The following is a 20,736-nucleotide window of genomic DNA, read 5'->3' as shown; positions in this document are numbered from 1 at the left end:
TCTAGGCTCCTTGAGGTGGCGGTTGCCGTTCAGGGTGTTCGAACAGCAGGATGGATTCGAGGTGAGAGGTGTGCACGAACATGTCGGCCACGGCCCCTCGTGTGAGGCGATAACCGCCATGCACAAGGCGTGCCGCATCACGCGCCAGCGTCGCCGGGTCACAAGCGATGTAGACCAGGCGCGCCACCGGGCGTTCCACCAGCGCCCGGCAGGCCGCCTCGGCGCCGTCGCGGGGCGGGTCCAGCACCACCGCATCGGGCGCCTGCCGTGCGAGAAGTTCGACCACGGCCGCGCTGTCGTTGAGATCCGCCTGGCGCGCGTCGATGCCCAGCGCGTTGTCTTTCGCGTTGAGCCGAAGGCGGGCCACCATTTCCGGGCTGCCCTCCACCGTGACGACGTGGGCGCCGTCGGCGGCCAGCGGCAGGCTGAAGTTGCCGATGCCGGCGAACAGGTCGAGCACCCCCTGCCCGGCCACCGGTGCCAGCCAGCGGCGCACCGTGGCCACCAGCTCGCGGTTGATCTGCGCATTGACCTGCACGAAGTCGCCGGGCGCAAAGTCCAGCTGCAGCTCCCGCCCGGCCCCGGGCAGGCGATAGAACAGCTCGGGTGTGGGGCTCAGCCATTCGAGCGTGGGCGCTTCGCGCCCCAGCAGACGCCCCACCGCCACCCCGTGCTGCTCACCGAAGACTTGCCAGCGGCGGCGGTCGGCGGGGTTGTCGCGCAGTTGGCGCACCACCACCGCGCACGCACCGTCAGCTGCGATCAGTTCCAAGTGGCCCACCTGGCGAGGCGCTTCGAGCCGGGCCAGCTGCTCGCGCAGGGGGAGCAGCAGGGCGGCAAGCTGGGGTTCCAGCACCGCGCAGCCCTGCAGGTCGACCAGCCGGCTGGTGTGGCGGGCGCGAAAGCCGAGATGCACGCCGCCCTCGGCGTCCACCTTGACCCCCAGCCGGGCGCGCCGCCGATAGCCAAGCGGCGAGCCCGCCAGCAGCTGCGGTGGCTCAGGCAGGACTATGCCCTCCCTTGCCAGCAGCTCGACAAGCGCCGCGCGCTTGTGTTCACGCTGCGCTGCCACCGCCAGATGCTGCAGGTCGCAGCCGCCACACTGGCCGTAGTGGGCACAAGGGGGATCGACGCGTGTCGCTGCCGGCTCGCACAGCGCGCGCACATGAGCCTCGTCGAAACGCTTGTGCGCCCGGTGCACGGCGGCCTCGACGCGCTCGCCCGGCAGTGCCCCTTCAATGAACAGGATCTTGCCCTCGGGGGTACGGGCCACGCCGCGCCCATCGTGGGCCAGCCGCTCGACGACGATCGTCGTGTCGACCGCAGACGGCGCGACGGCACGGGATTCGTTCGAGCGCTTCTGCAGCCCCGAGCCGCCGGAATGCTGTCGCCCCGGACGGCGTTTGCCTAGCATGGCCAACTCAAGCCTCCGGGGCGAACAGCCCGGTCGAGAGGTAGCGGTCGCCGCGGTCGCAGACGATGAATACGATCACCGCGTTCTCAACCTCTTCGGCGATGCGCAGGGCGCCGGCCAGTGCCCCACCGGACGAGACTCCGGCCAGGATGCCCTCCTCGCGGGCCAGGCGGCGCATGTGCACCTCCGCCTCGTGCTGGCCGATGTCGAGCACGCGATCAACCTGCGACGCATCGAAGATGCTCGGCAGGTACTCCTGCGGCCAGCGGCGGATCCCGGCGATGCTGGCGCCATCCTCCGGCTGCAGGCCGACGATTTGGATCTCGGGGTTGCGCTCCTTGAGATAGCGCGACACCCCCATGATGGTACCCGTGGTGCCCATGGAGCTGACGAAGTGCGTGAGCGTGCCGCGGGTCTGCTCCCACAGCTCGGGGCCGGTACCACGATAGTGCGCCAGCGGGTTGTCGGGATTGGCAAACTGGTTGAGCGGCTTGCCCTCGCCGCGAGCGATCATCGCATCGGCCAGGTCACGGGCCTCCTCCATGCCGCCGGCCTTGCTGACGGTGATCAGCTCGGCACCGAAGGCCGCCATGGCCTGCTTGCGCTCGCTCGAGGCGTTCTCCGGCATGATCAGCACCATGTGGTAGCCCTTGATCGCCGCCGCCATGGCCAGCGCAATCCCGGTATTGCCCGACGTGGCTTCGACCAGCGTATCGCCCGGCTGAATCTCGCCACGCGCCTCGGCCTGCGCCAGCATCGACAGCGCCGGGCGATCCTTGACCGAACCCGCGGGATTGTTACCTTCGAGCTTGGCCAGCAGCGTGTTGTTACGGCCTGCCGAGATCTGCCTGAGGCGAACCAGCGGCGTCTGGCCGATGACGTCCTCGATAGTGGGAAAATGCATGTAAGCGTCCTTAGAGCAAGGTCTTTTCTTGATTATATCCGGGCACGGGGGGAGTGGACAGGCATCCTGCCCGGCTGTGGCATACTGAAAGGAAGACTCCCCCTGAACAGGATCTTCCGATGTCGCTCGGAAACCGCTTGACCCTCTGGATACTGAGCCTTCCGCTGCTGGTGCTGACCTTGGCCGCCGCCGTCGCCCTCTATCTTGACACCGACTGGCGCAAGTCGGCGCTGCGCGACCGCGTGGTCACCGCCGTCGAGCTACAGTCACCGGCCATGGCCTATGCCTTGAGCCAGCAAGACGAGGCTCAGCTTGACGGCATGGCGCACCGCCTACTGACCATCGATGAAACCCGCGGCATCGGCATCTACACCCAGAGCGGCATGACGCTGCTGGAGCTCGGCCGCGCCCGCGCCCAGCTAGCGAACGAACCACCACAGCAAATCGTGCTCGATACCAGGGGGGATCTCTGGCGTCTCTTCGTACCGCTTGAGCTGCTCGATCAGTTGCCCCTGACAGACCCCGCCTGGCTCGAGATCGACATCGACACCCGCCCGCTCACCCTGGCGCACTATCGCCGTCTCGCCACGGCCGGCCTGGGCTTGCTGCTCATCGGCCTGCTGCTGTTCGTGTTCGCCTCAAGCCTTGGCCGCCGCCTCGACAGCAGCCTGCGCCGCGCCACCGAAGCCCTTCAACGCCTGCGCAGCGGCGACCTGCCGGCCCGCCTGCCCGAGGAAGGCGCCCCCGAACTGCATCATCTGGCCTGGCACATCAATGCCCTGGGCGACGAGCTGGAGCAGTCGCAAGAGGACATGCAGCGCCAGATCGAGCAGACCACCACCGAGCTGCAGGAGTCGATGGAGACCATCGAGATCAAGAACATTGAGCTCGACCTGGCCCACCGGCGCGCCCTCGAGGCCAACCGCGTCAAGTCGGAGTTTCTTGCCAGCATGAGCCATGAGATTCGCACTCCGCTCAACGGCATCATCGGCTTCTGTCGACTGCTGGGACGCTCGCGTCTGGAGCCCCGCCAGCGCGAATGGCTCGACCAGGTGCAGGTCGCCTGCGACAACCTGCTTGCGCTGGTCAACGACGTGCTCGACTTCTCGCGTATCGAGGCCGGTCGCCTCGAACTGAATCGCTCCGAGCTCGACATGGTCACCCTGGTTGACGAGGCGCTGGGCCTGCAGGCGCCGCTGGCCCATCAAAAGGGGCTTCAGCTCGTCGGGCTGGTGTACGATGACGTTCCCCCCCTGCTGCGCGGCGATCCGCTGCGCATCCGCCAGGTGCTCACCAATCTGGTGCACAACGCCTTGAAGTTCACCGATCGGGGCGAAGTCGTCGTGCGGGTCATGGTCGACGAGCCGGCTGGCGCGGGGCGCGCCCTGCTGCGGGTCAGCATCAGCGATACCGGCATCGGACTCACCCCACAGGAGCAGCATGACCTGTTCCAGGCGTTTCGCCAGGCCTCCTCCGGGCACACGCGCCAGTACGGTGGCTCCGGGCTGGGGCTGGCTATCAGCCGGCAGCTGGTCGAGCAGATGGGTGGCCGCATCACGGTCGAGAGCGAGCCGACCGTGGGCTCAACCTTCTCCTTCACCCTGCCGCTGGATGTCATCATCGCCAGCGAGCCACCGCAGGCTCCCATCTTCGAGGGCGAGCGAGTCGCACTGTACGAGCCGCACGCCGTCACCCGCCACGTGCTGTGCCATCTACTGGAAGGCTGGGGCGCCAACGTGGTGGAGCTCGCCCGTCCCCTGCTGCCGGGCATGCCGCCGACCCTGTGGGTGGCGGCCTTGCCTGTCGGCCTGAGCGACGAAGTGCTGGATGAGTGGCGTGAGCGCCTGGCCTCCTGCCCCTGCCCGGTCTTGCTGCTGGTCAACGCCACCCCCCTCGACATACCCGACCTGAGGCTGCCCAACGGCGGCGAGATCCTGTGCAAGCCGGTGCCGCGGCAAGTGCTGGCAGAGGCGCTGCGCCGCTGCCGGACGCCGCAGCAAGCTCTGCCCCACCCGCCCGCCTCGATTCGCGTGATGGTGGTGGACGACAACGCCAGCAACCGCCGCCTGCTGCGGGAACTTCTCCGCCGCCCCGGCATGGTGGTGGAAGAGGCAGCAAGCGGCGAGGAGGCGCTGGCGCTGGCCGAACGCCAACCCTTCGACATGGTGCTGATGGACATCCGCATGCCCGGCATGGACGGCGTGGAAACCACCCAGGCACTGCGCCGATTGAGCCCCGCCTGGCAGCACTGCCCCGTCGTGGCGATCACCGCCCATGCCCTCGAGTCGGATCGCGCCATGTTCCTGAAATCCGGGCTTCAGGAGGTACTGATCAAGCCGGTGGACAGCAACGAGCTGGAAGGCATCCTGCAGCGCCACCTGCAGCTTGCCAAGCCGCCGCCCTCGATCAGCCTCACCCAAGAGGAGGAGGACGAGCAAACCCAGGAGAGCTCCGAGCTGGCCGTCGTCGACCTGGCGCTCGGCACGCGCCTGGCCAATGGCAACGCTGGCCTGGCCCGCGAACTCATTGGCGAACTCATCGGTACGCTGCCGGCCACCGCAGCCGAGCTGCGTGCCGCCCTGTCGAGCCACGATGAGGAAGCACTGCTGGACGCCGTACACGCTCTGAATGGCGCCTGCCGCTACTGCGGAGCACCGGAGCTGGGGCTGGTGGCGGAAACATTGGAGACTCGACTGCGTTCAAGAGGCATGGCCGGCATGGAAACGCTGATCGACGATCTGTTCCGGGCCATGGACCGCCTCAAGGACTGGCAGGCCAACCACCCCACTCAGCTTTCGAGCAGCACCATGGCCAGCGCCAGCTCGGCCTCGTCGCTCAACGACAAGTGAAGGCGCCGCACCCCGGCCGCGCAGGCCAATTCCTGCGCCTTACCGCTCAACGCCAGGCCGGGCCGCCCCAGCGCATCATTGACGACCTGGATATCGGTCCAGCGCATGCCATGGCGCAACCCGCTGCCCAACGCCTTGACGAAGGCTTCCTTGGCAGCAAAACGTTTGGCCAGGAAAGCTGCCTTGTCCTGCCGCCCGGCCAGTTGGCGGCGCTCTGCGTCTCCCAGGATGCGCTGGGAAAAGCGGGCGCCATGGCGTGCCATGGCTGCCTCGAAGCGCGCAACGCGGGCGATATCCGTGCCGATGCCGAGGATCATGCGGACGCCTCATCCTCCGCGTGGTCATGGTCATGGTCATGGTCGTGCTCAAGCGAGGCGACGAAGCCCGCCTCCTGGCCGGCAATAATCAGCCGCTTCATTTCCGCCACGGCTTCCTTCAGCCCGACGAACAGCGCCCGGGCGATGATGGCATGGCCGATGTTGAGCTCATGCAGGCCTGGGATCGCCGCGATGGCCTCCACGTTGTGGTAGTTCAGCCCGTGCCCCGCGTTGACCGTGAGCCCCAGCTCCAGCGCCATCTCCGCAGCGGCCGAGAGCCTGGCGTGCTCGTTGCAGGCGGCCTGCCCGCTGCACTCGGCATAGGCCCCGGTATGCAGCTCGATCACCGGCGCCCCGGTGCGCTTGGCGGCTTCGATCTGCGTCGGCTCCGGGTCGATGAATAGCGAAACCTCACAGCCGGCCGCGGCCAGCCGGCGACAGGCTGCGGCGATCACCTCGAAGTTGCCGGCTACGTCCAGTCCGCCCTCGGTGGTCAGCTCCTCGCGCTTCTCGGGCACCAGGCAGACGTGGGCCGGACGAACCTCCTCGGCCAGTGCCAGCATCTCCTCGGTCACCGCCATTTCCAGGTTCATGCGAGTGTTGAGCACCTCCGCGAGCAGGCGCACGTCACGCTCCTGGATATGCCGTCGGTCCTCACGCAGATGCACGGTGATGCCGTCGGCACCGGCCTCCTCGGCCAGCAGCGCCGCCTGGATCGGGTCGGGGTAGCGCGTGCCGCGCGCCTGACGCAACGTGGCAATGTGGTCGATATTGACGCCAAGCAGAATGCGCGGGGGATGCATGATGGCCTCCAGCAGCTGGTCGAATGAGTGAATCAGTGTGAGGGGGGACGGCGCCGTTCGGCAAGCTGACGCATCAGCTCACGGGACCGCAGCGGGCGCATGCCGAGCAAGGGCGCCAGCGCGGCGCGAGCGATGGCCTTGGCTGGCCCCGCCAGGCCTGGCGCCGCCCAGTCGCCTCCCGCCAGCAGGCGCAGAGTACGCCCATCCAGGCCCGGTTCACCGGGCACGAAGGCGCGCGAGGCGGCGTCGAAGCGATAACGGCCCTGGGGATCGAGCGCCGCGCCTTCCGGGGTGGTGAAACGCGGTGCGGCATCGAGGGCATCAAGCAGGGTGAATTCCAACCGCCGCAGGGCCTCGGCGCGCCCTTCGGGGCGCGGCAGCGCCTCGAGCAGGGCGGTATAGAAGGCGAACACGTCGGCGACGGGGAGTTCCACCGGCAGGGTGCGCGTCAGCAGCTCATTGGCATAGAGCCCGCACAGCAGCCCTTCGCCGACCAGCAGGGCCGCCGCGCCGCGGCTCTCCATCAGGCGCAGGCGCTTGAGTTCACCCTCGCCCACCCAGGTCACATGCAGCGGTGCGAAGGGCTGCAGCTGGGCGCGCGAGCGTGAGCCGGGGCGCTGCACGCCCTGGGCCACCGCACGCACCCGGCCATGCCCTAGCGTCAGCAGCTCGACCAGCGCACTGGTCTCGCGATAGGGGCGCTTGTGAAGCAGGAAGGCCGGCTGCGGCTGCATGGCTCAGTCCAGGTCGTAGCCCAGACTCTTCAGCGCCCTTTCGTCATCCGACCAGCCGCGCTTCACCTTGACCCACAGGTTGAGCATCACCTTGGCATCCAGCGCACGCTCCATGTCGAGCCGCGCCTCGCGGCCGATGCTCTTGATGCGCTCGCCCTTGTCGCCGATCAGGATCTTCTTCTGCCCGGGTCGTTCGACCAGGATCAGGGCGCTGATATGCACGACTTTGCCTTCGTCACGGAACTCCTCGATTTCCACCGTGACCTGGTAGGGCAGCTCGTCACCGAGCTGGCGCATGATCTTCTCGCGCACCAGCTCCGAGGCCAGGAAGCGCTGGCTCTTGTCGGTGACCTGGTCCTCGGGGAAGAAATGCACGTTTTCCGGGAGGTGCTTGGCGACCTCGGCCTCCAGCTCCGGCACGTTGGTGCCATGCTTGGCGGAGATCGGCACGATGGCGGCAAACTCACGCCGCGCGCCCACCTGGGCCAGCCACGGCAGCAAGGTGCTCTTGTCCTCGAGCCGGTCGACCTTGTTCACCGCGAGGATCACCGGCGCCTCGACGTGCTCCAGGCGTGTCAGCACCACCTGGTCCTCGTCGGTCCAGCGCGTGCGGTCGATGATGAAGACCACGCAGTCGACGTCGCGTAGGGCCTGGGTTGCGGCCTGGTTCATGAAGCGGTTGATCGCCTTGTTGCGATCGCGCCCGAGAATATGAATCCCTGGGGTATCGACATAGATGAACTGCGTCTCGCCTTCGGTCTTGATGCCCATGACCTGATGCCGGGTGGTTTGGGGCCGGCGCGAGGTGATCGATATCTTCTGGCCGAGAATCCGGTTCATCAGCGTCGATTTGCCGACGTTGGGGCGACCAACGATGGCCACGAAACCACAGGTCTGGCTCATGCCTTGTTTCCTCCCCGATTCTCGAGCTGAACGAGTGCAAGTTCGGCGGCCTGCTGCTCGGCATGGCGACGGCTGGACCCACGCCCCAGGGTATGGGACGCGAGCAGTTCGACGTGACACTCCACGGTAAAGGTCTGGTCGTGGGCTTCGCCCTCGACCGACACCACGTCGTAGCGCGGCAGCGGAACCTGGCGCGACTGGAGAAACTCCTGCAGGCGAGTCTTGGGGTCCTTCTGAGTGTCCTGCAGGTCGATGGCTTCCAGCCGCTCGGCGTACCAGGCCAGCACACGGGCGCGCGCCACGTCCATGCCGGCATCCAGATAGATGGCGCCCAGCACCGCCTCCACCGCATCGGCCAGGATCGAGTCACGCCGATGCCCGCCGCTCTTCATTTCGCCAGAGCCCAGCCGCAGGCATTCGCCAAAGGCCATCTCCCGGGCCAGCTCGGCCAGGGTCTGGCCGCGCACCAGGCGGGCCCGCAGACGCGACAGCTGGCCCTCTCGCGCTTCCGGAAAGCGCTCGTAGAGCGCCTCGGCAATGACGAAATTGACGATGGAGTCGCCCAGAAACTCAAGGCGTTCGTTGTTACGACCACCGAAGCTGCGGTGGGTCATGGCCAGCTCCAGCAAGGTGATGTCACGAAAGGAGTGGCCGATGCGTCGGCTGAAAGCGCTAAGAGTATGGCTCACGAAATTCCTGTTAAAACGAAGGCATCACTGGATGCGTCGAACGTCGGTGAAGCTTGGCAATCCACCGTCCCAATGCATCCAGACGGCGAAGGCGCGGCCAACGATATTCTCTTCCGGGACGAAGCCCCAGTAGCGGCTGTCATTGGAGTGGTCGCGATTGTCGCCCATGGTGAAGTAGTGGCCTTCCGGCACCACCAGCTCACGCACCCTCGGCCCGGGGTCTCGAGGATTATTGTAGATTCGGTATTGCGCCTCGCCCAGCCGCTCCTCCATCAGCCACTCGCCGCGTGCCGTGGCCGGGCTCTCCTCGAGCAGCCGCTTGGCAACCGGCTCGCCGTTGATGTAAAGCTGCTTCTCCTCGTAGCGCACCGTATCGCCCGGCAGGGCCACGACCCGCTTGATGAAGTTCACCGAGGGCTCGTTGGGGAAGCGGAACACCATGACATCGCCGCGCTGCGGCTCACCCAGCTCGACGACACGGGTATGCGTCACCGGCAGCCGCAGCCCGTAGGCAAACTTGTTGACCAGGATGAAGTCACCCACTTCCAGGGTCGGGCGCATGGAACCGGAGGGAATCTGAAAAGGTTCCACCAGGAAGCTGCGCAGCAGCAGCACGACCAGCAGCACCGGAAAGAAGGAGCGGGCATAGTCGACCAGCCAGGGCTCCCTGAGCGTCTGCTCGCGTGTATTCGTATCCAGTCCTTCGGGCGCGCCGGACTCGGCAGCAGCCAGGCGGCGGCGACGCACGGGGCGCCACCAGAGCAGATCGAGCAACCAGATCAGGCCGGTGACCGCGACGGCCATCACCAGCAGAAGAGAGAAATCCATGTTAACGTCGGTCCTAGTCGTTCACCTTGAGTACGGCCAGGAAAGCATCCTGGGGAATTTCCACCCGACCGACCTGTTTCATTCGTTTCTTGCCCGCCTTCTGTTTCTCGAGCAGCTTTTTCTTGCGGCTCACGTCGCCACCGTAGCACTTGGCCGTCACGTTCTTGCGCAGCGCCTTGACCGTGGAGCGTGCTACCACCTGCCCGCCGATGGCCGCCTGGATGGCGACGTCGAACATCTGGCGCGGGATCAGCTCCTTCATCTTGTCCACCAGCACCCGTCCACGCGTATGGGCATGGTCGCGGTGGATGATCACGGCCAGCGCATCGACCTTGTCGCCGTTGATCAGCACGTCGAGCCGCACCAGCTTGGCCGACTGGAAGCGCTCAAAGTTGTAGTCGAGGGAGGCGTAGCCGCGGGAAATCGACTTCAAGCGATCGAAAAAGTCCATCACCACTTCGGACATCGGCAGCTCGTAGGTGAGCTGGATCTGGCTGCCGAGGAACTGCATGTCGAGCTGGTTGCCGCGACGGTTCTCGCACTCGGCGATGACATTGCCCACGTACTCTTGCGGCACCAGGATGCTGGCCCGCACGATCGGCTCGCGCATATCCTCCACGTCGGCCATGTCGGGGAGCTTGGAGGGGTTGGAGACGTATTTCACCTCGCCGTTCTTCATCGCCAGCTCGTACACCACGGTGGGCGCGGTGGTGAGCAGGTCCAGGTCGTACTCGCGCTCGAGCCGCTCCTGGATGATTTCCATGTGCAGCGTGCCGAGGAAGCCGACGCGGAAACCGAAGCCCAGGGCATCGGAGTTCTCGGGCTCGTACTCGAGCGAGGCGTCGTTGAGCGCCAGCTTTTCCAGCGCGTCGCGGAAGTCCTCATAGTCGTCGGCGCTGACCGGGAACATGCCGGCGTAGACCTGCGGCTTGACCTTCTGAAAGCCGGGCAGGCGCGGTACGTCCGGGGTCTTGGCGTGGGTGATGGTGTCGCCTACCGGGGCGCCGTGAATGTCCTTGATCCCGGCTACCACGAAGCCTACCTCGCCGGCGCGCAGGATATCGGTTTCCTTGCGCAGCGGGGTGAAGATGCCTACCTCGTTGGCCTGCCAGTCGCGGCCGGTGGACTTGATGCGGATCTTCTCGCCCTTCTTCAGGGTGCCGTCGAAAATGCGCACCAGCGACACCACGCCGAGGTAGTTGTCGAACCAGGAGTCGATGATCAGCGCCTGCAGCGGCGCGGCCGGATCGCCCTTGGGCGGCGGAATGTCACGCACCAGGCGCTCGAGCAATGCATCGATGCCAAGCCCGCTCTTGGCCGACACCTGGCAGGCGTCGGTCGCGTCCAGTCCGATGATCTCCTCGATCTCCTGGGCCACCTTATCGGGATCGGCCTGGGGCAGGTCCATCTTGTTGAGTACCGGCAGCACCTCGAGCCCCTGCTCGATGGCGGTGTAGCAGTTGGCCACCGACTGCGCCTCGACGCCCTGGGCGGCGTCCACCACCAGCAGCGCGCCCTCGCAGGCATACAGCGAGCGCGATACCTCGTAGGAGAAATCCACGTGGCCCGGGGTGTCGATGAAATTGAGCTGATAGGTGTTGCCGTCTTGAGCGATATAGTCGAGGGTGACCGACTGCGCCTTGATGGTGATGCCGCGCTCGCGCTCGAGATCCATGGAATCGAGCACCTGTTCCTTGAGCTCACGTTCCGAAAGCCCACCACAGCTCTGGATCAGTCGATCCGCCAGGGTCGACTTGCCGTGGTCGATGTGGGCGATAATCGAGAAATTCCGAATATGCTTGAGTTTTTCGTTGCGTGCTTCGTTGCTCATCTAGCCCAATCCGGTGTTCGACACGAGCGCGGCAGCGGCGGTATCAACGGCGCCCGTTCACGTCATATGAAAGCGATGGCCGGTATTGTACCGGCATGGCCAGGGGTTGGACAGCACAGCCGCCCGAGGCCCTAAATGAAGACACCTCCCGCGCAGGCGGGAGGTGTCCGGTAGCCGACCAGCCGGGTCGTGTCAGCCTTGCCCCAGCCGCAGCGCCACGAACAGCGAACGCCCCTCGCGGAACAGGCGCACGGGCAGTGCGCGATCCGTGGGCAGGGACTCCACCAGCTCCACCAACTGCGCCGGGCTCTCGACAGCATGGTGGTCGATGCTCACCAGGATATCGCCCGCGCGAATGCCGGCCAGTCCCGCCGCACCGCGCGGGTCGACGTCGCTGACGCGCACGCCGGCCTCCAGCCCCAGACGCTCGAGCTCCGCCGCTTCGAGCGGGGCTACCGCCACGCCTAGGCGCGCCTGGGAACCACGCTCCTCGCGCTGCTCGCCGGCACCTTCGCTGTCCGGCCAATCGCCAATAGTCACCGAGAGTTCACGACGCTGGCCGTCGCGCATGATCACCAGCTCGGCCTCGTCGCCCGGCGACACGCGCCCGATCAGGCGCGGCAGGTGGCGCGACTGCTCGACCTCCTCGCCGTCCACCTGGATGACCACGTCGCCCGCCTGCAGGCCGGCGCCGGCGGCGGGGCCAGCGGGGTCGACATCGGCGATCAGCGCGCCGCTGGCGCTCTCCATGCCGAAGGACTCGGCCAGGTCGCGCGAGACCGGCTGGATCATCACGCCAAGCCAACCGCGCCGCACGCGACCGTCGTCACGCAGCTGGTTGGCGACATCCATCGCCACGTTGATGGGAATGGCGAACGACACGCCCATGAAGCCGCCGCTGCGGGTAAATATCTGCGCGTTGATGCCCACCACTTCGCCGTCCAGGTTGAACAGCGGCCCCCCAGAGTTGCCCGGGTTGATTGCCACGTCAGTCTGGATGAAGGGTACGTAGGCGTCGCGCGGCAGGGTGCGGTTGATCGCGCTGATGATGCCGGCGGTCACGGAGTGATCGAAGCCGAACGGCGAGCCGATGGCCGCCACCCACTCCCCCACACGCAGCTGATCGGAATCGCCCATGCGCAGGGTCGGCAGCTCAGAGGCCTCCACCTTCAGCAGGGCCACGTCGGTCTGCCGATCGGCGCCGATCAGCTCGGCCTCGAGCTCACGGCGATCGGCCAGGCGTACCAGAATTTCGTCGGCCCCCTCCACCACATGGGCGTTGGTGAGAATGTAGCCGTCGTCGCTGATGATGAAGCCGGAGCCCAGCGACTGACGCTCCATCCCTCGCCCGGGGCCGCTGCCAGGGGGCGCCGGGAAGCGGTCACCGAAGAAATGGCGGAAGATATCGGGCACATCCTGACCGAAGTCCTCAAAGGTCTGAGCCCGGCCAGGAACGGTACGGGTCGTGGAGATGTTGACTACGCCGGGCGCTGCCTGCTCGACGAGCACCGTGAAGTCAGGAAGCTCCCGGGCGAAGCCCGACTGCCAAGGCAGCAACAGCACCGCCAACAGCAGCCAGAAGGAGAGGTATCGCGTCATTGGCTTCATAAAAAAACGCTCCTGCATCTGCTTGCTTGTTTTCATGCCAATCAGCTCGAAAGCGAAAAAAGGTCACAGTTTCAAACACACGACATCCAGCAGGGGGACATCGTTTTCCAACTCGGCCAGCAGCCGCGCAGTTCTCTGCCTAGATCAGCACTAGCCTATCTACGTCAGCAATAGCGTCCAGGACGGGGCTGTCAGCCGTTAGTGGGCGGGGCCCAGGTCAGGTTCTCGGCCACTTCCACCAACACGCGCGGCGGCAGCTCGCCCATCGCCACCACCTGCACGGGGCGTCCCTCCACGGCGACATGCCGCACCACCGCCAGTGAAATACCCAGGCGATGCAGTCCCGGTATCAGGCGCGGCCGCCCCTCTTCCAGCGGTTCGACAAACAGGCTGATGGACGACAGCCCGTCACTGTAGATCCGATGCCCGACCGAAGCGTCATGGCGTTCGCTGCGGGTATCCACCGGCTGGTCGATGAAACCCTCGGGCAGCCAGCCGGGGCGCCAGGGCTGTCGCGGCGGAGCGCGACCCGTGTCGAGATTCACACCGCCTTCATAGAGGCGCGGCGGCTGCAGCTCGGTCAACTGGAAAGTCTCCACCACTCTGCCGCGGTCGTCGATCAGTTCACGCTTGAGCGGCAGTGCCGTATTCACGTCGAGCCAAAGGCGCTGCCCGAAGCGCATGCCGTCGAGGGGCTCGATGTCCAAGCGCACGGCACTGCGGTTGGCGATGCGTTCATCGGCGCCCAGGGCGAAGCGGTAGTAACGGTCGATGTGGGCCGCGATGCCGGCGGGTGAGACCGGCGTCTCGCCCTCGTCGTCGGACCAGCCGAGCCGGCCGATGCGTCCGCGCCGCTCGAAGAACACCGGTGGGCCGTCGAGAAAGCGAGCCACCTCACGCTCGACGCCATCCTGGATATCATGGGAGAGCGCCAGGGTACGCACGCCATCGATTCCGATGCGCACGGCGCGGGCGTTGAAGACATGGCAGTGGCTGGCCCAGAGGCTGCGCTCGAACCAGGCCAGCGCCGAATCCGGCGCCTCCCAGTCAGCCAGCTGACGGCAGTCGAAGCGTTCGGCGTCGCTATCTTCGGCCAGGGCGACAGCGGGCAGGGAGAGCACAAGCCCCCCCAAGGAGCAGGAGACGAACAGAGCGTGCAGCAGGCGCCTCCCCAGCATCAGCGTTGCCCCAGCGTCTCGCTACCCGACGCGCGCAGCAGGGGCATCCAGGCATCGCCGCTGCGATAGGTCGCCCCTTCGGCGTGGCGATCGAGGTAGGACTGCAACAGGCGCGCCTGCTCCTGGTCGGTGGTCTGCGACTGGCGCGGGCTGGGGGTCATGAACAGCGGGTTGTCGAACCCTACCCCGACGGGCATGAAGCCGGACTGACCGCCCGCACTGACGGGCGAGAACAGCGGCATGCCCACCGGGGCAGCCTGACCGCCCACGGGTGAGGCTGCGAGGTTGCGCGGGGGCTGCGCCGCGGGCGCCTGGGCATCGCTACCCGCAAGCTCGGTGCCGCCGCCGACAAAACCGCTGCCCTGGTAGAACTGAACGCCCGAGATCACCATGAGCGCCACCGCGGCGGCGATGCCGGCACCGCGCGTAAGCGAAAGGGAGGCGCGTGGTGCGGTTTCCGCCTCGGCAGGGGCCGGCACCGGCTCATCCTGCAACCTGGCCATGATGCCGGCGGACAGATCCGTGCTGACATCGATGCTGCGATCCCGATTCAGCAGGCTGCGCATCAGATGATAGCGTCGCCAGGCTTCAGCGGCGTCCGGGTCGTCCTCCAAGGACTTCAGCGCCCGGCGCAGCTCGAGGTCATCACCTTCATTGTCCATCAGGGCAGAAAGCGATTCCCGTGCATTCTGACTCATTCTTACACCCCCAAGTGTCAAGGCGCCCTGCCTTGCAACCTTAGATTCCCGACATTCCTTACACACCGCACCGGAATGTCGACAGCCCGTTTCGCCACTGCTGGTAGGGCAGCGATCAAAGCTTCAGACGCCATCGGCGCAAGACAGTTCAGCGCCAAGCGCACTCTGTGCACGAAAATGTCATTCCGCCACCGACTCGCGTGTCCTGGCCGTGGTCACCAGCGGCTGGATATGCTGGTCTACAGCTTCCCGCGCCCGGAAAATCCGCGAGCGCACCGTCCCCACCGGGCACTGCATGATGTTGGCGATATCCTCGTAGGAGAGGCCATCGAGCTCGCGCAGGGTAATCGCGGTACGCAGGTCATCGGGGAGATTCTCGATGGCCTCAAACACCGCGGCCTCGAGCTGATCGCGCGCCATCGCCGACTCGGGCGTCTCGATATCGGCCAGTCGCCCGCTATGATCGAGGATCTCGGCATCGACGATATCCAGGTCGCTGCCCGGCGGACGCCGGCCCCTCGACACCAGATGGTTCTTGGCCGTATTAATGGCAATGCGGTACATCCAGGTATAGAAGGCGCTTTCGGCACGAAACTTGCCCAGCGCCCGATAGGCCTTGATGAAGGCCTCCTGGGCCACGTCCTGCACTTCGGCATGATCCTGGACATAGCGCCCTATCAGTCCAATGATCTTGTGCTGATATTTCTTCACCAGCAGGTCGAACGCACGGGTATCGCCTTTTTGCGCTCGCTCGACGAGCTGCTGGTCGGTTTCCCGGCTGCCCATTCACACCCTCCCCGGCCGGGAGAGAAGGCAAGGTCTAATGGTGGGGTCCAACGTGGTAGTGAAATCTGGGTACATGCTTCAACCTGGCGCCTGTCGGCCGCTGTGAGTTGCTGGACGCATCGGTCCTGTCTGACCCCAAGTGTTCCTGTTTATTGCCCGCGCATCAAGCCGGTTGCCCGCTCCAGGCGCTGCGACATGCACGCCGGCTTATGGTTCCCGGCGATTGATATTTTCCACCTTGGCGGGTGTATAGTAGATCACCCCTTTGCCTTCCACGCATCACGACACAGGTAGCGAAATGTCAGATCAGCAGGTCAGCAACCTCAACGTTCTGTCCCAGGACGTCCTGATCACTCCCGAAGCCCTGAAGAACGAGATTCCTCTGACCGCGGTCGCCGAGAAAACGGTGATCGAGGGCCGCCGGACGATCCAGAACATACTCGATGGCAGCGACCCGCGCCTGCTGGTCGTGGTGGGCCCCTGCTCGATTCACGACGTCGACGCCGCGCTCGACTACGCGCAGCGCCTGCGCCGGCTGGCTGACGAGGTGAAGGACAGCCTGTTCATCGTGATGCGCGTCTACTTCGAGAAGCCCCGCACCACGGTGGGCTGGAAGGGGCTGATCAACGACCCCCATCTCAACGGCTCCTTCGAGATCGAGGAAGGCCTGCATATCGCCCGCAAGCTGCTGGTGGAGCTCTCCGAACTCGGCCTGCCGCTGGCCACCGAAGCGCTCGATCCTATCTCACCGCAGTACCTGCAGGACTGTATCAGCTGGTCGGCCATCGGGGCGCGCACCACCGAATCCCAGACCCACCGCGAGATGTCCTCCGGCCTCTCAAGCCCGGTCGGCTTCAAGAACGGCACCGACGGCAGCCTCGACGTGGCGATCAACGCCCTGCAGTCGGTCTCGCACCCGCACAATTTCCTCGGCATCAACCAGAGCGGCCAGGTGGCGATCATCCGCACCCGCGGCAACGCCTACGCCCACGTGGTGCTGCGCGGCGGCAACGGCAAGCCCAACTATGACAGCGTGAGCGTGGCGCTGGCCGAGCAGGAACTGAACAAGGCCGGCATCCAGCCCAACATCATGATCGACTGCTCCCACGCCAACTCCAACAAGGACCCGGCCCTGCAGCCGCTGGTGATGGACAACGTCACCAACCAGATCCTCGAAGGCAACCGCTCGATCATGGGCCTGATGGTGGAATCCCACATCGGCTGGGGCAGTCAGAAGATCCTCGACGACCACAGCCAGATGCAGTACGGCGTTTCGGTGACCGACGCCTGCATCGACTGGCCGACCACCGAGGAAACCCTGACCCGCATGGCGCAGAAGCTCACCCCGATGCTGGCCGCTCGCCGCCAGGACTGAAGCCGGTCGCGGGTTCGCACCAGAGAAAAAAGGCCCGCTAGCGGGCCTTTTTTCGTTTTCATCGCCTATATTCGCACCCTAGCGCTGGCTGAGGTGCGGCTTCTCACCCTGCGGCCGCCCTTCGCTCAGCCGTCGATCTCTCTTCTGAACGGCGGCAGCGCATCGAGCAGCGCCTGGCCGTAGCGCCGCGTGAGCACGCGTCGGTCGAGCAGCGTGATGCGCCCCTGGTCGGCCTCCTTGCGAATCAATCGTCCACAGGCCTGCACCAGCTTGATCGAGGCATCGGGCACGCTGATGCGCATGAAGGGATTGCCGCCCCGGCTCTCGATCCATTCGGCCAGGGTGGCGCCGACCGGGTCGTCGGGCACGGCGAACGGCAGCCGCGTGATCACCACATGGGTGAGATAGTCGCCGGGCAGATCGATGCCCTCGGCGAAGCTCGCCAGGCCGAAGATCACGCTGCCCTCGCCGCCATCCACCCGTGCCCGATGGCGCTCGATGAGCTCGCGCTTGGGCAAGCGGTCCTGAGCCAGCACCCGCTCGCGCCACGTCGCCGGCAGCGCCTTTTCCACCGCGCGCAGCTGCGCTCGCGACGAGAACAGCATCAACACCGCCTCCTTGTCGTCCAGTCCGCTGACGAAATCGATGATGGCCCGCTCGTGGGCATCGCGGTCACCGGGATCCACGGCCTGGCGCGGCACGCTGAGCACCGCACGGGAGTAATCGAAGGGGCTCGGCAGGCGCTGGTAGCGGTAGCGATTGGCCAGTCCGGCACGCTCCTGCAGGCGCTCGAAGCGACCCAGCGCGGTCAGCGTGGCCGAGGTCACCACCGCACCGAAGCAGCTGCCCCACAGGCTCTTGGCCAAAGTCGGCGCCGCCGACACGGGGCTTGCCGAGAACACCAGCTCGGGTTCGCTACCGAAACGCTCCAGCGTCAGCCAGCGCGCTTTCGGCGCCTCCCCTTCCATGTCGGTTTCGGCATACGCCTCCCACAGCCCGTGGGCCTCCAGCGCGCGGCCGTGCAACAACGCCAGCAGCGGCAGCCACGCCTCGGCCTGCTCGCGGGAAAGGCCGGTATGCTTGTCGGGGTCGAGGCTCTCACGCAGGATGTCGCTCATGGTTTCCAGCGTGCGTGAGAGTTCGGCGAAGCCCACCAGCAGGCTACCGGCATGCTCGCGCAGGGCCTCGGGAACGCGCCCCATCTCGAAGCGAAACTGGTGAGTCTCCTCGTCTTCCGCGAGCCCGTGCTGCCGTCCGGCCAGCTGATGGCCCAGGGAGTAGGCCTCGCCCAGACGCGGCTCCAGCGCGGCGATGGTTTCCGGCAGGCCGGCCAGCAGCCGCGCCAGGGTCGGCTGTATCGCCAGCGCCTGGTTGAGTTCGGTCAGGGATTTCTTCAGGTTGCCCAGCCAGCGCAGCGTACCGTTGACGCCCACGCGGTGGGCGAAGTGGTTCAACGCCTTGTCCGGCAGATGGTGGCCTTCGTCGAAGACGTAGATGCAGTCGCTGGGGGGCGGCAGCACCACGCCGCCGCCCAGCGACAGGTCAGCCAGCACCAGATCGTGGTTGGCGACGATGATGTCGGCACTCTCGAGGTCGCGGCGGGCACGGAAGAAGGCGCAGGCGGCAAAATGACCGCAGCGGCGATTGGTGCACTGGCGATGGTCGATGGTCAGCCGCCGCCAGTCGCCGTCGTCGATGGCCACCGGCCAGCTCTCGCGATCCCCTTCCCAGCGACCGCTACCGTAGGCCTCGGCCATCTCCTGCACCAGCGCCTGGAAGTGATCGCCGGCGCCCTGGGCCAGACTCTGCTCGAACAGCGACAGGGTGGGGTTGTCTTCGACGCCGTCGAGGGCCTGCTCCAGGCGGGTCAGGCAGAGGTAGCGACCTCGCCCCTTGGCCAGGGCGTAGTCGAAGTCGATGCCGCTGTGGGCCTTGAGAGTGGGCAGGTCCTGCAGCAGCACCTGCTCCTGCAGGGCGATGGTGGCGGTGGCCACCACCAGGCGCTTGCCCTTGGCCTTGGCCACCGGCAGTGCCGCCAGCAGGTAGGCCAAAGTCTTGCCGGTGCCGGTACCCGCCTCGAGCACGCAGACGTGCTCGTCGGAGAGCCGCTTGCCGGCGTCGTCGGCCTCGATGCCGCCCAGCGTACGGGCGATCTCGGCGATCATCAGCCGCTGGCCGTAGCGTGGCGTCAGCCCCTGGACCTCCAGCACGCGACGGTAGGCGGCCTGTATCTCACCCTTGAGGGCGTCATCCAGCATGGCCGCTCCCTCTCGAGGCCGAAGGGACTTGCCCGGCATGTGCGAGGCCGGGGACAGGTCGAAGAGGAGGTCTTTTGCCATGGATGGCAAAAGTAGCGCCCAGGGATGGGTTCACAGCGCCTCCTCGAAGACCTTGTCGACGGCCTCCCCGCCACGGTGATACAGGCAGGCACATCAGCGCTCAACTCAGCGTAACGAAATAGCTTAAAGCAGCCCCTCGGGCGGGTGCTCGCAGGGCAGCTTGTCCTGGATGTAGCGCTCGATTTCCGGCAGCGAGAAGGCGTCCTCCTCGCCGACGAAGCTGATCGACACCCCGGTGGCCCCGGCACGGCCGGTACGGCCGATGCGGTGGACGTAATCCTCCGGGTCTTCCGGCAGGGTGTAGTTGATCACGTGGCTGACATCCTCGATGTGGATGCCGCGGCCGGCCACGTCGGTGGCGACCAGTACCTGCACCTCGCCCTCGCGGAAGCGCTCCAGGGTCTTGATCCGCTGGTTCTGCGGCACGTCGCCGGAGAGCATGGCCACGTTGATATCGGCCTTCTTCAGCAGACCTTCGAGCTTGCGCACCAGGTCGCGGCGGTTGCCGAACACCATCACCCGGTCGAAGCTCTCCTGCTTCAACAAGTTGACCAGCAGCTTCGCCTTGTCGTCGTCGCTGACCATGTAGACGCGCTGATCGATGTTGGCCTTGTTGTCGACCGTCACCTCGATCTCGACGTGCGTCGGCTGGTGCGTCCACTGACTGGCCAGGTTGAGGATGTCGTGCGAGAAGGTGGCCGAGAAGAGAAAGGTCTGGCGCTCCTCCTTCTTCGGCGTGTGGCGAATGATGCGCTTGACGTCGGGGATGAAGCCCATCGACAGCATGCGATCGGCCTCATCGAGCACCAGGATTTCGACCTGGGTGAGATCGACGTCGCGCTTCTCGTGGAAGTCGAGCAGCCGTCCGGGAGTGGCCACCAGAATGTCGAGCTTCTTGCCCAGGTGCTCGCGCTGCTTCTGGTAGTCCATGCCGCCGACCACGCTGGCCACGTTGAGGTCGGTGAAGCGCGCCAATGCCTTGGCGTCCTTCTCGATCTGCAGCGCCAGCTCGCGGGTCGGCGCCACGATCAGCGCACGCGGCGCACCAGGCTTCTGGCCGTCCGGCGCCTCTTCCTCGAGGAAGTAGGCCAGAATCGAGATCAAAAAGGCGGCGGTCTTGCCGGTGCCGGTCTGGGCCTTGCCGACCACGTCGCCGCCCAGCAGCGTGTGGGTCAGCGCCTCGGCCTGGATCGGCGTGCAGTACTCGAAGCCCAGGGCATGGATGGCGCGCATCAGCGGCAGGGGCAGATCAAAGTCGTGAAAGCGCCACTTGCCCGCCACGGCAGGGACCTGGAACTGGCGCAGATCCCAGTTCGATTGGCTGCGACGCGGCTTGCGACGACGACGCTTGGGCTTGCGGTTCTCGGCCGGGGCTGTGGTCTGTTCCGACTCGCTCATAGGCTGTGTGTCTTGTCCGTAGCAATGGGTGAAAGCTCATACAGCCGCCTAGTGTACCAGCCTATGGCGATGAGGGCGCGCC

General features: G+C 66.1%; 17 protein-coding genes. 2 read left to right on the top strand and 15 right to left on the bottom strand.

What is annotated here, in order from left to right; translation table 11 throughout:
• Nucleotide 1 precedes the first annotated feature (1 nt).
• Entirely contained in the window at nt 2-1,420 is a 1,419-nt protein-coding gene (locus ACT7B3_RS06045; protein WP_445157216.1) for a TRAM domain-containing protein, read from the bottom strand.
• Nucleotide 1,421: 1 nt separating this feature from the next.
• On the bottom strand, nt 1,422-2,318 hold the full coding sequence (cysM, locus tag ACT7B3_RS06040; protein ID WP_444678023.1) for a cysteine synthase CysM: 897 nt from the start codon (nt 2,316-2,318) through the stop codon (nt 1,422-1,424).
• Nucleotides 2,319-2,455: 137 nt separating this feature from the next.
• Between cysM and ACT7B3_RS06035 the strand changes: the two genes are divergently transcribed.
• On the top strand, nt 2,456-5,167 hold the full coding sequence (locus ACT7B3_RS06035; protein WP_445157215.1) for an ATP-binding protein: 2,712 nt from the start codon (nt 2,456-2,458) through the stop codon (nt 5,165-5,167).
• Here ACT7B3_RS06035 and acpS read toward each other — a convergent pair.
• The 11 genes from acpS to rpoE all read right to left on the bottom strand — a co-directional run bounded on the left by acpS (nt 5,107) and on the right by rpoE (nt 15,542).
• Nucleotides 5,107-5,484 (bottom strand): holo-ACP synthase, encoded by a 378-nt coding sequence (gene acpS / locus ACT7B3_RS06030; protein WP_445157214.1) that lies wholly within the window; start codon nt 5,482-5,484, stop codon nt 5,107-5,109. The two genes, ACT7B3_RS06035 and acpS, sit on opposite strands and share 61 nt — an antisense overlap.
• On the bottom strand, nt 5,481-6,287 hold the full coding sequence (gene pdxJ / locus ACT7B3_RS06025) for a pyridoxine 5'-phosphate synthase (protein ID WP_445157213.1): 807 nt from the start codon (nt 6,285-6,287) through the stop codon (nt 5,481-5,483). The genes acpS and pdxJ overlap by 4 nt, the downstream gene beginning before the upstream one ends.
• Nucleotides 6,288-6,319: 32 nt before the next feature.
• Nucleotides 6,320-7,021, bottom strand: a complete 702-nt coding sequence (gene recO, locus ACT7B3_RS06020; protein ID WP_445157212.1) for a DNA repair protein RecO — start codon at nt 7,019-7,021, stop codon at nt 6,320-6,322.
• Between the two features lie 3 nt (nt 7,022-7,024).
• Nucleotides 7,025-7,924: a GTPase Era gene (era, locus tag ACT7B3_RS06015; protein ID WP_444678030.1), complete on the bottom strand. Its 900-nt coding sequence runs from the start codon at nt 7,922-7,924 to the stop codon at nt 7,025-7,027.
• Nucleotides 7,921-8,613, bottom strand: coding sequence for a ribonuclease III (gene rnc, locus ACT7B3_RS06010; RefSeq protein ID WP_444678031.1), 693 nt, complete (start codon nt 8,611-8,613; stop codon nt 7,921-7,923). The genes era and rnc overlap by 4 nt, the downstream gene beginning before the upstream one ends.
• 24 nt (nt 8,614-8,637) lie before the next feature.
• Nucleotides 8,638-9,441 (bottom strand): signal peptidase I, encoded by an 804-nt coding sequence (gene lepB / locus ACT7B3_RS06005; RefSeq protein ID WP_445157211.1) that lies wholly within the window; start codon nt 9,439-9,441, stop codon nt 8,638-8,640.
• A 13-nt stretch (nt 9,442-9,454) separates the two neighbouring features.
• A complete protein-coding gene (gene lepA, locus ACT7B3_RS06000) occupies nt 9,455-11,272 on the bottom strand; it encodes a translation elongation factor 4 (protein WP_445157210.1) in 1,818 nt (605 codons plus the stop codon).
• Between the two features lie 192 nt (nt 11,273-11,464).
• Nucleotides 11,465-12,880, bottom strand: a complete 1,416-nt coding sequence (locus ACT7B3_RS05995; RefSeq protein ID WP_445157209.1) for a DegQ family serine endoprotease — start codon at nt 12,878-12,880, stop codon at nt 11,465-11,467.
• 191 nt (nt 12,881-13,071) lie between these two features.
• On the bottom strand, nt 13,072-14,058 hold the full coding sequence (locus ACT7B3_RS05990) for a MucB/RseB C-terminal domain-containing protein (protein ID WP_445157208.1): 987 nt from the start codon (nt 14,056-14,058) through the stop codon (nt 13,072-13,074).
• Entirely contained in the window at nt 14,058-14,756 is a 699-nt protein-coding gene (locus tag ACT7B3_RS05985) for a sigma-E factor negative regulatory protein (RefSeq protein ID WP_445157207.1), read from the bottom strand. Before ACT7B3_RS05985 ends, ACT7B3_RS05990 begins: the two co-directional genes overlap by 1 nt.
• Nucleotides 14,757-14,936: 180 nt before the next feature.
• Nucleotides 14,937-15,542, bottom strand: coding sequence for an RNA polymerase sigma factor RpoE (gene rpoE / locus ACT7B3_RS05980; RefSeq protein WP_444678035.1), 606 nt, complete (start codon nt 15,540-15,542; stop codon nt 14,937-14,939).
• A gap of 298 nt (nt 15,543-15,840) precedes the next feature.
• Here rpoE and ACT7B3_RS05975 point away from each other — a divergent pair, with 298 nt between their 5' ends.
• Entirely contained in the window at nt 15,841-16,917 is a 1,077-nt protein-coding gene (locus tag ACT7B3_RS05975; protein WP_445157206.1) for a 3-deoxy-7-phosphoheptulonate synthase, read from the top strand.
• Nucleotides 16,918-17,042: 125 nt separating this feature from the next.
• Here ACT7B3_RS05975 and dinG read toward each other — a convergent pair whose 3' ends face one another.
• Nucleotides 17,043-19,175 (bottom strand): ATP-dependent DNA helicase DinG, encoded by a 2,133-nt coding sequence (dinG, locus tag ACT7B3_RS05970; RefSeq protein ID WP_445157205.1) that lies wholly within the window; start codon nt 19,173-19,175, stop codon nt 17,043-17,045.
• A 204-nt stretch (nt 19,176-19,379) separates the two neighbouring features.
• The gene (gene rhlB / locus ACT7B3_RS05965) at nt 19,380-20,654 is read right to left on the bottom strand and encodes an ATP-dependent RNA helicase RhlB (RefSeq protein ID WP_444678036.1); all 1,275 of its coding nucleotides are present in this window, start codon (nt 20,652-20,654) and stop codon (nt 19,380-19,382) included.
• Between the last annotated feature and the right edge of the window lie 82 nt (nt 20,655-20,736).

Source organism: Halomonas sp. E14 (assembly GCF_052568415.1).
This window is presented reverse-complemented; position numbering and strand designations above follow the sequence as displayed.

Coding starts and splice junctions, on each gene's coding strand:
- cysM (WP_444678023.1), bottom strand. CDS start 2,318: ATGCATTTTCCCACTATCGAGGACGTCATCGGCCAGACGCCGCTGGTT.
- acpS (WP_445157214.1), bottom strand. CDS start 5,484: ATGATCCTCGGCATCGGCACGGATATCGCCCGCGTTGCGCGCTTCGAG.
- pdxJ (WP_445157213.1), bottom strand. CDS start 6,287: ATGCATCCCCCGCGCATTCTGCTTGGCGTCAATATCGACCACATTGCC.
- recO (WP_445157212.1), bottom strand. CDS start 7,021: ATGCAGCCGCAGCCGGCCTTCCTGCTTCACAAGCGCCCCTATCGCGAG.
- era (WP_444678030.1), bottom strand. CDS start 7,924: ATGAGCCAGACCTGTGGTTTCGTGGCCATCGTTGGTCGCCCCAACGTC.
- lepB (WP_445157211.1), bottom strand. CDS start 9,441: ATGGATTTCTCTCTTCTGCTGGTGATGGCCGTCGCGGTCACCGGCCTG.
- lepA (WP_445157210.1), bottom strand. CDS start 11,272: ATGAGCAACGAAGCACGCAACGAAAAACTCAAGCATATTCGGAATTTC.
- ACT7B3_RS05995 (WP_445157209.1), bottom strand. CDS start 12,880: ATGAAGCCAATGACGCGATACCTCTCCTTCTGGCTGCTGTTGGCGGTG.
- ACT7B3_RS05990 (WP_445157208.1), bottom strand. CDS start 14,058: ATGCTGGGGAGGCGCCTGCTGCACGCTCTGTTCGTCTCCTGCTCCTTG.
- ACT7B3_RS05985 (WP_445157207.1), bottom strand. CDS start 14,756: ATGAGTCAGAATGCACGGGAATCGCTTTCTGCCCTGATGGACAATGAA.
- rpoE (WP_444678035.1), bottom strand. CDS start 15,542: ATGGGCAGCCGGGAAACCGACCAGCAGCTCGTCGAGCGAGCGCAAAAA.
- ACT7B3_RS05975 (WP_445157206.1), top strand. CDS start 15,841: ATGTCAGATCAGCAGGTCAGCAACCTCAACGTTCTGTCCCAGGACGTC.
- dinG (WP_445157205.1), bottom strand. CDS start 19,175: ATGCTGGATGACGCCCTCAAGGGTGAGATACAGGCCGCCTACCGTCGC.
- rhlB (WP_444678036.1), bottom strand. CDS start 20,654: ATGAGCGAGTCGGAACAGACCACAGCCCCGGCCGAGAACCGCAAGCCC.